The 12,239-nt window shown below is 58.1% G+C and carries 10 protein-coding genes; 3 read left to right on the top strand and 7 right to left on the bottom strand.

From position 1 onward, the window contains the following. Positions 1–39 precede the first annotated feature (39 nt). Together NOM06_RS06030 and NOM06_RS06025 are read right to left on the bottom strand one after the other, a co-directional pair. Entirely contained in the window at positions 40–996 is a 957-nt protein-coding gene (locus tag NOM06_RS06030; RefSeq protein ID WP_255910446.1) for a LysR substrate-binding domain-containing protein, read from the bottom strand. A gap of 63 nt (positions 997–1,059) precedes the next feature. Then, a complete protein-coding gene (locus NOM06_RS06025; protein ID WP_139732002.1) occupies positions 1,060–1,935 on the bottom strand; it encodes a LysR family transcriptional regulator in 876 nt (291 codons plus the stop codon). 95 nt (positions 1,936–2,030) lie between these two features. On the opposite strand from NOM06_RS06025, the gene NOM06_RS06020 reads away from it, so the two are divergent. Then, positions 2,031–3,254, top strand: a complete 1,224-nt coding sequence (locus NOM06_RS06020) for an MFS transporter (protein ID WP_255910444.1) — start codon at positions 2,031–2,033, stop codon at positions 3,252–3,254. A 145-nt stretch (positions 3,255–3,399) separates the two neighbouring features. Here NOM06_RS06020 and NOM06_RS06015 read toward each other — a convergent pair whose 3' ends face one another. From NOM06_RS06015 to NOM06_RS05995, 5 genes are all read right to left on the bottom strand, one after another. Further along, a complete protein-coding gene (locus NOM06_RS06015; protein ID WP_255910432.1) occupies positions 3,400–3,954 on the bottom strand; it encodes a VOC family protein in 555 nt (184 codons plus the stop codon). Then, positions 3,948–4,712 (bottom strand): hypothetical protein, encoded by a 765-nt coding sequence (locus NOM06_RS06010; protein ID WP_005337161.1) that lies wholly within the window; start codon positions 4,710–4,712, stop codon positions 3,948–3,950. The genes NOM06_RS06015 and NOM06_RS06010 overlap by 7 nt, the downstream gene beginning before the upstream one ends. A gap of 191 nt (positions 4,713–4,903) precedes the next feature. Continuing rightward, positions 4,904–5,629 carry an oxygen-insensitive NADPH nitroreductase gene (nfsA, locus tag NOM06_RS06005; RefSeq protein ID WP_255910430.1) on the bottom strand — a complete coding sequence of 242 codons (726 nt, stop codon included), beginning with the start codon at positions 5,627–5,629 and terminating at the stop codon, positions 4,904–4,906. A 71-nt stretch (positions 5,630–5,700) separates the two neighbouring features. Next, a complete protein-coding gene (locus tag NOM06_RS06000; RefSeq protein WP_005351146.1) occupies positions 5,701–7,266 on the bottom strand; it encodes an AbgT family transporter in 1,566 nt (521 codons plus the stop codon). A 143-nt stretch (positions 7,267–7,409) separates the two neighbouring features. Then, the gene (locus NOM06_RS05995) at positions 7,410–9,362 is read right to left on the bottom strand and encodes a bifunctional diguanylate cyclase/phosphodiesterase (protein WP_013723827.1); all 1,953 of its coding nucleotides are present in this window, start codon (positions 9,360–9,362) and stop codon (positions 7,410–7,412) included. A gap of 861 nt (positions 9,363–10,223) precedes the next feature. Here NOM06_RS05995 and NOM06_RS05990 point away from each other — a divergent pair. Both NOM06_RS05990 and NOM06_RS05985 read left to right on the top strand, forming a co-directional pair. Then, positions 10,224–11,162, top strand: a complete 939-nt coding sequence (locus NOM06_RS05990; RefSeq protein ID WP_005337171.1) for a LysR family transcriptional regulator — start codon at positions 10,224–10,226, stop codon at positions 11,160–11,162. Positions 11,163–11,216: 54 nt separating this feature from the next. Next, positions 11,217–12,239, top strand: coding sequence for a response regulator (locus NOM06_RS05985; RefSeq protein ID WP_069555744.1), 1,023 nt, complete (start codon positions 11,217–11,219; stop codon positions 12,237–12,239).

Raw genomic sequence — 12,239 nt, 5'->3', positions numbered from 1 at the left:
GGAGGCGTTTTTCTTGGGATGACCACACATCAACCCAAGCTATCTAAGTGGCACGGTCAGATTGGCCAGCAGAGCTTCAAGCTCTTCGCCAGTGCGGGCAGCACAGTATTGTTCGACCCGCTCGCGGGTCCATTGCGGCGCGAGACGTTCAATCAGATCGTAGAGATAGCCGCATAAAAATGCCCCTCTGCGTAACCCGATAGTGGCCACACCGCCTGGTAGCCAGGGCGCCGTTTTGAGCACCAGATCCCCATCGCGCTGGGGCTCCCAGGCAAAGGTTGCCATCACCCCTATACCCATCCCTTGTCTGACATAGGTCTTGAGCACATCGCTGTCGCTCGCACTGCAGGCGATCCGGCTCTCGGCATGAGCACAATCAGTGCCATGTGCAGCAGAGAGCGCCCTTCCATCGGTCACCAATGTAAACTCCACCAGCTCGACCGGGGTCAGCGATGTTGCTTTGGCCAACGGATGATCCTTGGGCAGCACCAAGCCCCGTTGCCACTGAAAAGAGGGGAGCATGAGCAGATCGCTCCCCTCCTCCGGTTCATCCGCCAGCAGCAGATCGGCAGTGCCATCATGCACAGCTACGCGGCACTGCGCCGCACTCCCTTGCATCACAGTTACGGCAACTTTGGGGAAGCGGGCCATGAATCCCTTGAGGATGGTGGGCAGAATATAGCGAGCTTGCAGATGAGTGGCGGCAATGGTGAGGGTTCCCTGCTCCGGATGCACATGCTGCCTGGCCATTACCTTGATGGTGGCGACCTTGTCCAGCACCTCCGCGGCCACTTTGATCACATCCCGACCGATGGGAGTGATTTGGGTCAAGTGTTTGCCGCTGCGCTCGAAGATCTGGATCCCCAGCTCATCCTCCAGCATCCGCACCTGTTTGCTGATCCCGGGCTGGGAGGTAAAGAGGCTCTCGGCGGTGGCCGACAGATTCAGCCTGTGGTTCGCCACCTCGACGATATAGCGCAATTGCTGCAGTTTCATGGTGTAGCCCTCAAGCGAACCCACCGTTAATAGTAACAAACTTTCAGCAATGACCCGCCGCCATCAGGCCGGGCGCTCCTTGAGTAGGAAATCACGCAAGGCACGGTTGGCCATGGAGAGCGGATCGCCACGCCGCCACGCCACACAGAGGTCGAGGTAGATGGGCGGGGCGAAGGGCACGCCACTCAGATCCGGCTCCTCTTCCAGCACCATCCGCAAGAAGGTGGTCACCGCAAAACCTTGCCGCACCACCGCCTTGAGCAGAGGGATAAGATTGCTCTCGAAGGCGATATCGGGTTCGACGCCCAGGCTCTGGGCCAGCGCCTCCATATGCTCTCGGTGGTAGAAACCACGGCGAAACAGCGCCAACTCCTGAGCGAAAAACTGCGAGAGGGTGACGGCCGGTTCGCCGCGCAAGGGGTGATCGTCGCCCACCACCATCAACATCTCTTCGCTCAGCAGATGTGCTCCCTCGATGGCGGGGGGGAGATCACTGGTGATGAGAATGGCCAGATCGAGGGAGCCATCCACCATCCGGCTGAGCAGCTCACGGGTGCCGGCCTCTTCGACCCGGATCTTGAGGCCGGGATAGCGATGCTTGAAGGCCATCAGACGGGGGGGGAAATAGTAGGAGCCCATCATATAGGGGATCCCGATCCGCACCTCCCCCCGCTCCAACCCCTTGAGCTCGGCCATCTCGGCCTCGGCCTGATGCATCTGCAGCAACAGACGCTCGGCATGGCGACAGAGCACCTCCCCCTCCGGCGTCAGCCGTACCGCCCTGTCCTGACGGTCGAACAGCCGCAATTCGAGCTGCTGCTCCAGCTTGGCGATGGCCATGCTGATGGCCGGTTGTGCCACATGCAGACTGTTGGCTGCCTTGGTAAATGAGCCGGCATCCCTGACCGCCAGCAGATAGGTGAGCTGTTTCAGATCCATGTATCAATTCATCTTATGAGATGGATAACTTAAATATATTATATTTATAAGCGCAAGGACTCTACCCTGACCAAAAGTAGTCAGGACAATACGCAATGATTGAAGTTGGAAGTCGCGAGTGGATACGTGCAACCCTGGCCCTCAGCCTGGGCTCTTTTCTGGTGTTTCTGAACCTCTACCAGACCCATCCCCTGTTACCGCTGATCGCCGAGGTCTTCTCGGTCAACTCCCTCTCGGCCAGCTGGACCCTGGCAGGATGCACTGCTGGCCTCGCCGCCTCCCTGCTGATCTGCGCCAGACTGGCGGATCGCCATGGCCGTCGGCAGGTCATGCTGGGTACCCTCACCCTGGCGATCCTGCTCTCACTGTTAATCCCGCTGGTTGAGCAGTTTGGCACCCTGCTGCTGCTACGCATCCTGCAGGGCGCGCTGCTGGCAGGACTGCCCGCGACCGCGATTGCCTATATGGGGGAAGAGTTCAGCAAACGGGCGCTACTCTCGGCGGTGGGGGTCTATATTGCCGCCAACTCCCTCGGTGGCATTGCCGGTCGGGTGGTCGGCGGTCTGTTGGCTGGCTGGTTTGGCGACTGGCAACATACCTTTCTGGGGATCGGAGCGATCAGCCTGTCACTGCTGCCGCTGGTCTTCTGGCTGCTGCCCCACCAAACCCGCTTTGTGGCGAGCGCCCCCGTTCGCGGTCAATTTGCCCGCGCCTTGCAGCAACACTTGACCAATCCCTTGCTGGTAGGGGCTTACCTTATCGGTGGGCTCAACTTTATGGTGTTTCTGAACCAGTTCAGTTATCTCACCTTCCTGCTGGCAAAGCCTCCTTTCTCCTTACCCACACAGTGGCTCGGCATGCTGTTTCTCACCTATCTCTCGGGGACGGTGGCCTCCTCACTGAGCGGCCGCTTTGCCAACCGCTGGGGGGCACAACGCATGCTGCTGGTCGGGATCGCCCTGATGGCCCTCGGGAGTCTGTGGCTGCTGCAAGCTAGCCTACTCGGGATCCTGAGTGGCTTGCTGATCTCCAGCTTCGGCTTTTTCCTGGCACACGCCTGCGCCAGTGCCTGGGTCGGTCATCATGTCGAACACAACCGCGCCCTCGCCTCCTCCCTCTATCTGGTGGCCTACTATCTGGGAGCCAGTCTGGGTGGGCTTTACCTGCACCCTTTCTGGGAGCAGGGTGAGCTGGGCGGTCTGGTCATGGGGATTGAACTGGTCCTCATCCTGACGTCGGGCTTGAGCCTCTGGCTCGGCCGTCTCAAGCAGCGAAGCCAATCGCCACTGCCCGCCCAACAACCCCACCGACACGGGTAACGGGCTCAGCGCAAACAGGGTCACCCATGAGCAGATAGCGCTCTCGCAACCAAGCACCGCCAGATAGCAAAAGGGGTCACACCGGTGACCCCTTTTGCTGCGTTATTCAAGAGCCTGTCAGGCTCGCACCGCATTGAACGCAGGATCACTCCTGATCGAAATAATCCGCAGGCACCGCGACCACAGCACCGCTCGCCACCTCTTCGGCGATCACCTCCGCCAGCGAGCGCAGATGAAACTTGATCTGTCCGGAGGGCAACATCAGGCCAATATCGGGGTTGCGGGTATCCTGCATGTTGCCGGTTTTGAATGGCAGCTCGGGATAGCTCGCTACCAGATCTTGCAGTGAAGTGACCACTAGCTCGATATGTTCCAGCCCCGCCTGATGGACGCGACCCGGTTTCGGTGCAGCCAGCTCGATACAGGGTACCTGTACCTCACCAGCTAGCAGCGGCTGATGCAAATGATAAGTCGCAATCGGGCGACCACCAATCATACCTTCCACCAGCAAGGTGCCCGCCTCAGCCAGCACAGCACATAGCGCGCGGTACTCCTGCAGGGTAGCCGCCCGATAACAGAGGTGATCGACCGTTGGCCGGGAAATGGTGACGCCAGTGGCGGCCAGTTCAGCCAACAGCTGAGAAACAAATGGGGCCATTGGCCCCAGTGTGGAATCGAGTGGGTGGGACATGCTTACCATTTCTTCTTGGGTTGAAACAGGACATCGAGCTCGTCGGCTTCCTTGTCCTTGATGTTTTGCAGATCCTGCGCGCTGTTTTGCTGCTGCAGCTCTTCAAGCTCCTTGAGCCCCTGACGCATATCTTCTTCACGGGCCAGCAGATAGGGATCCTTGTCGCCCACGCTCGCCATGGCCGACAGACCCTTGGTATAGAGCTGGCGGCATGTACCATATTGGCCCTGAATGCGGGCATCCATCGCCCGCTTGACCAGATTGGAGATGTTGATCTTGAGCTGCATCAGCTCAAGGCGGCGCTCTTCTTGGGCAAACCCCTGAGGGTCAATCTTGCCCTTGTTGTGCTCGACCCGCAGCACGGCCCGCATCTTCTTGACCAGCTGTAGCATCTGGATCGCCTGACGATCGGACTCCGGGGTCTTGAACTGCCCCTCATCCTGCACGCTGTAGTTCTCCTGTACATTCTTGATCTGGGTCTGCACATCAACGATGCGCTGCTTGATCTGATTGTTCGGCATCACCTGGGCGATAGCGCGATAGGCATCGAGGATCCGGTGCTGCAACAGCAACACCATGTTCTTGGAGAAAGGCACCAGATTGACGTTCAGCAACACCTCTTCGGTCTCGTCAGCCACCGTCTTGTGTCTGGCAACGGCGTGACGCTTGTCCGCCTCTGCCTTCTGCTTATATTGCTGCACCACGTTATAGGCGATAACCAAAAACAGGAGTGCGCCAATAGACAGCAATACCAAAGTTAAAATCATAGGATGTCCAAACCCCTGTTCCTATCCAATTGCGTGATCCTACAACAGCTTACCCACTTAAGGTAGACTGCAGATCCCCCCTTGCCCACGATTTGTCACCAAGCTGTGCCCCCGGTCTCAGGGAAAGATTGCAGGATCAGGGGATGATGACCATGACGGTCACCTCCCCATAGTATCGCCCATCAGCGCCATTACTTGAGGTTAAAGCCCCGCGATTGCAGGAATCCCAGCATAAAAGGACGGGACTCCTTGCCCAGAATGGCGCGGATCTGGCCGCTCCAGGTCTGCTGTTTGTTGTTGCTGCTGCGAGCCTGATAGTAGTCCGCGATCTGCTGATCGTACTGGGCCAGCAGGTCGCGATCCAGCTCGTGCTGGTAGCGCTCCTGATGCACCACCAATCCCCTGGGCAGACGGGGTTTCTGTTCCGGCTGCTGGGCAGGATGACCAAGGCAGAGGCCAAACAGCGGGATCACCTGATGGGGCAAGCCGAGCAGTTCGCTCACCTCGGCCGGCTGGTTGCGAATGCCGCCGATATAGACCCCGCCCAGCCCCAGCGACTGCGCCGCCAGCAAGGCGTTTTGCGCCATCAGGGCGCCGTCGATGGCTCCGATCAGCAACTGCTCCGCATAGCCGGTCTGGGCCTCGGGCACGATCTGGGTGTGGCGGTGGTAATCGGCGCAGAACACCAGAAACTCGGCCGCCTGCACCACATAGGGTTGATTGCCCGCCAGCATGGCCAGCTGCTGACGCGCCTCAGGCTCGCAGACTCGCACAATACTGGTCACCTGCAAAAAGCTCGAGGTTGAGGCGGACTGGGCGGCGGCGAGAATGGCATCCAGCTGCTGCGGGGCGATCGGCTCGGCAGTGAACTGACGAATGGAGCGATGGGAAAGGATAAGATCGATGGTCTGATTCATGGCACCTCCAGAGTGAGGTAACACCATAGCGAAAAAAACGAGGGAGCCCAAGGCTCCCTCGCACACCCAGCTTAAGGGGCCGGATAGACGTAAGGGGCTTGCAACCCGAGCGGAAAGCCGAGCGCCCAGTAAAGCAGCAGGAAGATGGTCCAGCTCACCAAGAAGGCCAGTGAGTAGGGCAGCATCATGGAGACCAGAGTGCCAATCCCGGTGCTCTTCACATACTGCTGGCAATAGACCACCACCAGCGGGAAGAAGACCATCAGCGGGGTGATGATGTTGGAGGCGGAATCCCCGACCCGATAGGCCGCCTGGGTCAGCTCGGGGGAGATCCCCACCGCCATCAGCATGGGCACCAGGATCGGGCTGATCAGCGCCCACTTGGCCGAAGCCGACCCCACCACCAGATTGACGCTGGCGGTGAGCAGGATCATCCCGACGATGGTCACTTCACCGGGCAGCGCCAGCGCATGGAGTACTTCGGCACCGGAGAGGGCCAGCAGGGTCCCCAGGTTGGAATCGCCAAACGCCTTGATAAAGAGCGCGCAGAAGAAGGCCATCACCATGTAGGAGCCCATCTTGTTCATGGTGGCCGACATAGCATCGATCACATCCTTGCCACTCTTGAAGCTGCCTGCGACAAAGCCGTAGACAATCCCGGGCAGGATAAAGAGCAGGAAGATGAGCGGCACAATGGACTTCATCACCGGCGCGGCGAAGGTGGTCAGGGAGCCATCGGCAGCACGCAGCGGTGAATCGCTCGGGGAGAGCGCCAGTGCCAGCAGCACGATAGCCGCCAGCATGGCAAACCCGGCCCAGTTGAAGGCCCGGCTCTCTTGCGCGCTGTAGCGCCCCATCTCGTCGGCACTCTCCAGATCCTCGTTGAGCGCCACGTGCTTGAGGCGCGGCTCCACCACCTTTTCGGTGATGAACCAGCCGACGCAGATGATCAGCAACGAAGAGGCACCGGTAAAGATGATGTTGCATAGGGTGTTGACCATGTAGTCAGGATCGAGCAACTGAGCGGCGGACTGGGTAAAACCCTGCAGCAGCGCATCCCCGCCGGAGGGCAGGAAGTTGGCGGCAAAACCGCCGGAGACACCGGCAAAGGCAGCTGCGATCCCCGCCAGCGGATGGCGTCCGGCAGCGTGGAAGATGATGCCACCGATGGGGATCACCAGCACATAACCCGCATCTGCAGCGGTGTGGCTGACGATCGCCACCAGGATCAGCATGGGAGTGAGAAAACGGGCAGGCGTCACTTTCAGCAACTTTTTCAGACCGGTATTGATAAAACCGGACTGCTCGGCCACCCCGACCCCCAGCATGGCCACCAGCACGATGCCCAGCGGGGCAAAGCCGGTGAAAGTGGTCACCATGGTGGAGAGAAACTCGGCCAGACCGGCACCGGTCAGCAGGTTGTTGACCACTACCGCCTCCCCGGTACGGGGATTGACCAGATCAAACTGGAATTGTGACAACACCCAGGAGCCGACCCAGACGATCAGCAAGGCGTAGAGGAACAGCATGGCGGGGTCGGGTAATTTGTTCCCGGCTTTCTCAACGCCATTGAGGAAACGGTTCAGCCAACCTTTGGGAGGGCTGGCCGGACGGTCATTGACAGCAGCATGACTCATTATTGCGATACTCCTTTCCCTAGAAACGAGGTCGCATGCTAGCAATTCCAGCCAATCCGTCTCATGACCGATCGCAAAAGAATGATTAATTTTGATTAAATAATGCGGAATAAAATCCCAAGTTGTGGCCTAACGCACACTTGTTACTCTGCCATCACGGCATCTAGCAGTGGATAACGCCCAACCTGGCACTCCACCACGAAACCGCTCGCCTCGACTTGCGCCACAGTCAGCGGCTTGCTGAACAGATATCCCTGGAACACATGGCACCCCTGGGTCTGCAGTGCGGCCAGCTCGTGAGGCTCCTCCACCCCTTCCGCCATGATCCCCAATCCCAAATTGGTGGCCATGGCTGCAGTCGCCCGGATCACCGGCAAGTTAAGGCCGACCACGAAGGAGCGATCCAGCTTGATGTTGTTGATCGGCAACCGGTTAAGATAGGCCAGAGAGGAGTAGCCGGTACCGAAATCATCGATGGCAATCTTGATCCCCTGTTCGCTCAAATCGTCGAGAATGCCGAGGCACCCCTTCATATCGAGCATCAGCACAGTTTCGGTCAGCTCCAGCGTCAACAGGGAGGCATCCACCCCGTGCAGCTCCAGCTGCTGGCGAACTTGCCCGGGCAGCGCCGACGAGAGCTGGAAACCGGAGAGGTTGACGGAGACCGGCACCCGCTGATGAAAGCGCTTCTGCCAACTGGCGACCTGTGCCAGCGCGGTGGAGAGCACCCAGCTGCCGATCTCGCGGATCAGCCCCATCTCTTCGGCCAGCGGGATAAATTCCACCGGCGAGACATGGCCGAGCACCGGGTTGTACCAGCGCAGCAGCGCCTCGTAACCGATCAGACGCCGTTTGGCGGCATCGACCTGCGGCTGGTAACAGAGGCTCAGCTCCTGACGGCCGATGGCCTTGGCCAGAAACTGTTTGAGATTGAGCTTGCGCTGCAAGGTCTGCTGCATGCTGGGGGTGAAACGCTGCCAGCGCAGCCGCCCCATCTGCTTTGCCTGATACATGGCCATATCGGCACGGGTGATAAGGTTGTCCCCGTCATCCGCATCATCGGGATAGATGGCGATACCGATACTGCCGCCAATGGTCACCTCCGGCAGCCCGCTCAGTTGCAGCGGCTTGGTCATCTGGGAGAGCATCTGGTCGGCCACCTCTTGCGCCCGATCCCCCTGATTGCCCAGCGGCACCAGTGCTGTGAACTCATCGCCACCGAGGCGAGCCAGCTCCACATCCCGCGGGCAAATCTGTTTTAGGCGACCGGCGACCCGCTCCAGCAGGCGATCTCCCGCCTTGTGGCCGTAGTTGTCGTTGACCAGCTTGAAGTTGTCCAGATCCATGAACACCAGCGCGAAACGCTCTCCCAGCCCGCAATAGGCCTCAAGGGATTTCATCAAGCCATAGCGATTGAGCAGGCCGGTCAGGGAGTCGTGCCAGGCGAGGTGGCGATGCTCCAGCTCTTCGAGTTTGCGATCGGTAATATCCCGCATGGTGAGCAGAATGCGGGCCCCCTGCTGGATATAGCGGAACTGATACTGGAACCAGCGCATCCCCTTGAGGGTACGGCACTCCCCCTCGGTCACCACTTCATCGAGACGGGAGAGCTTCTGGTAGAAGCTGTCATCATTGCCGGAGAAAACCTGGGAGAGCTTGGCGATCTGGTGGCCGAAACACATCTCGAAGTGATAGTTGCCACTCTCGAACACACCATGGCTATCGAACAGGCAGGCAAGGGTATCGCCGGTTGCCAGCGAGGACTCCTGATAGAGGGTATCGGAGTCGAGCACCGCTTCGGTCATCATCATCAGCCGGCCAGCCAGCTGAATACCGGAGAGGCGCAGATAGATCTGCTTCTTGACCCCCTTTGGGGAGAGGGTCCACCACTCGTTGTAACTGCGCCCCTGCTGAAAATCACCCAGATAGCGCTGCAGCAGCAGATCGATGGCGGTTGCCATATCGGCAGAGAAGTCGCGGGAGCAGAGTTCGTCGAGAGACGTCGCCTCCCACACGGAGAGCGCGGCGCTGTTTGCCCAGAAAATATGGTGATGCTCGATGTCATAAACCCAGATCGGGGTATGCAGAACATCCATCGTCTTCAGTAACCGTTCGTCAAGCGTATTCATCTGGTCAAGGTCATTCATGCTGGATGGTCACTGGTTAACCGGAAAACAGATCTGGCAAACCGCTAGCTGCAGAATGCAAGGTGCAAATACCTCTCGGCCATTATCCCTTTTCACATAGCCAAGAGCGGACAAAACTATTTCAGATATCAACAACAGGGCAGCCTGTACGGCAATACTACAAAGGACTCAGCCAAGGACCCTGTTAATCCAGGCAAATCATATAGTCGATTTTTAACTTTTTTCCCCAGTAAAAACAAGCACTAAGAGCTATCCACTCGAGACCTTGAAAGAGCAATTGCATATTTGCTGCGATAAACTTGTTATTAACATTTAAATCAATGGTGGAAATAGTCATCACTCTCTGTCACAAAGCTTCCATTAATTAACCAAGCAGATGGATAAACAGCCAAAAAAACGCCAAATCGGACAAAAATAGTTCATTAAGGCGGAATTGATATACCCCAAATTCATTTTTCAACAGGCAATGAGCAAAACCCGAATATATGATCTGCATCACATTGACTGGGGATGGAAAACTGCCCCAGCTGAGCACGCAGAGCAACCCTGCGTCCTTCCATCAGGTTGCAATATCGGCCTTCGCCTGCGGTTATAGCGGAACAAATCAGGGAATATGGCAAACATCACTGCCGCAGTGCCATTTGGCATCGCGCCGACATAATCACCAGCTCGGGGAAACTGAGATGACGGGCGGGTGGATAACTGGTATCAACAGAAATCGAATCCAGATCAATTAAACGCTGAATTACCCTTGCCAACCCGGAACGCTCTTTTTATGGTTGCCCCCTTGTTACACCCAGAACAGCGTTTATGAAGCACATCGAAGAGTTCTACCTGTTCGTCAAGGTGGTGCAAGAGGGTGGATTCTCCCACGCTGCAGCCGCACTGGGCATGCCAACAGGCACCATCAGTCGACGCATTTCCCAGCTGGAAGAGCAACTGGGTTGCTCCCTGCTACATCGCTCTACCCGCAAGCTCCGCCTTACCGATGATGGCCTCAGATACTACGAACGTCTCTGCACGCCACTCGCACAAATCGAGCAGGCCACCAGCGAGATCCAGGGTCAAGAGGCCGACATCACCGGGCTTATCCGGATAGCTGCGCCCATCGCACTCTCCAACACCATCCTCATCGATATGCTGGCCGAATTCGGGCTGCACTATCCCGAGGTACAGTTCGATATCACCCAGACCAATGATCACCAGCACCTGTTCGACAATGATCGAGATCTGGTGTTCTTCAACGGTGAGCTGCCCCAGTCGCTGCCAAATGCGATCTGTCTCGGCCATATCGAGTACGGCCTGTTTGCCTCACCACTCTATTTGACCAAAAAGGGCACCCCCTCCCATCCCAACCAGCTGGAAGAGCACGATCTCATCTACTGCTGGCCTCACCAGCACTGGCAGCTGACCGACAAGGATGGCCAGAGCGTCTGCATCAAACGCAGCGCCAAACTGACCGTCAACCAGACCCAGGCCGCGGTACGCGCAGCCCGACGTCATCTGGGGATCGTCAACGCCCCGCTGCACTATCTGAGCAGCTTCCTCCATGACGAGCAGCTGGTGCCGGTACTGACCGACTGGCAAACCGGCAATCGCCCCTTCTACATGTTGTGTTGCCAGCACCAGTTCGCTCCGTTGCGTGTTAAGATGTTCGTTGAATTTGTTGAAAAATACTCAGCACGCTATCGCAATCGGCAGTGGGACAACCAATTTTCACAAGGTGATAGCCTCACCCATTGCATCTGACCGTTAGCGGGCCACACTTATAGCATCCCTTGCCAACAGAGCCTGCCTAACGCCATGAATGTATTGATATGTGATGACTCCGGGTTCGCCCGCAAACAGCTGGCGCGGGCGCTCCCGGCCGACTGGAAAGTCGATTTGCACTACGCAGCCAATGGTCTCGAAGGGATCGAACAGGTGCTGATGGGTCATGGCGATCTCATCTTCCTCGATCTGACCATGCCGGAAATGGACGGTTACGGCGTGCTGGAGACCCTCCAACGGGAGGGTCTGCGCAACAAGGTGATCGTGGTCTCCGGGGATATCCAGCCAGAGGCCTATCAACGGGTCATGGGGCTGGGGGCGCTCGATTTCATCAAGAAACCCGCCGCCCCAGAAACCCTGCTCGCCCTGCTCAAAAAGCATGATTTCTGGAGTGCCGCCCCGAGCGGTCAAGCAAGCGCCCCCGAGCTGCAGCCAAACGGCGTTGTAGCCGATGCAGGCGTCAAGATCACCCCCGAAATCCGCGATGTCTATCAGGAGCTGGCCAACGTCTCCATGGGTCAGGCCGCCGACTTGCTGGCTCGTCTGCTCAACGCCTTCGTGGTACTGCCTATCCCCAACGTCAACGTGCTGGAGGTCTCCGAGCTGCACATGGCCCTCTCGGCGGCTGCGGATTCGGATACCCTCTCCGCCGTCTGTCAGGGGTTTATCGGAGCTGGGATCGCCGGTGAAGCGCTGATCCTGTTCCATGACTCCAGCTTCAAAGATTTGGCCAAGCTGATGAACCATCAGGGGACGCTGGACCGCACCGCCGAACTGGAGCTGCTGATGGATACCGCCAACGTGCTGATCGGCGCCTTCCTGCGCGGCTACGCCAACCAGCTCGACACCCCCTTCAGTCAGGGGCACCCGGTGGTGCTCGGCCAGCACAGACCCATCAACGAGCTGATCAACACCAACAAGAGTCGCTGGCGCCGCACGCTCGCCATCGAGATCAACTACCGGATCCAGGATTACGCGGTGCAGTGTGATCTGCTGCTGCTGTTTACCGAAGATTCCATCGCCACCATGAACAACAAAATCATGCACATGCTCTAG

This window comes from Aeromonas sp. JL9, assembly GCF_024436075.1.
Lineage (GTDB): Bacteria > Pseudomonadota > Gammaproteobacteria > Enterobacterales > Aeromonadaceae > Aeromonas > Aeromonas veronii.
The sequence above is the reverse complement of the archived record's forward strand: the minus strand, read 5'-3'. Positions and strand labels throughout refer to the sequence as shown.